At 72.1% G+C, this 208-nt stretch carries 1 protein-coding gene; it reads left to right on the forward strand.

All coding sequences use genetic code 11. The annotated features are described in order from the left end of the window. Positions 1 to 208, forward strand: a 208-nt coding sequence (locus IF89_RS40490) for a hypothetical protein (protein WP_043195264.1), incomplete at both ends; no start/stop codon positions are given.

The raw sequence follows: 208 nt of genomic DNA on the forward strand, positions 1-208 counted from the left end.
GGTCGCCTACCCCGACGGGAAGGCTGTCTCCCGCGCCTACGACCAGCACGGGCAGCTGGAGACGGCCACCGACGCCGCCGGCGCCGTCACCGCCTACACGTACAATCCCGACGGCAGTCTGAAGGCCGCGGTGCAGAAGACTGCGGACGGGCAGACCGCCTCCGCCGCCTACACCTACGACAGCCTCGGCCGGCCGGCGAAGACCGAG

The organism is Streptomyces sp. NRRL F-2664 (genome assembly GCF_000719345.1).
GTDB lineage: Bacteria > Actinomycetota > Actinomycetes > Streptomycetales > Streptomycetaceae > Streptomyces.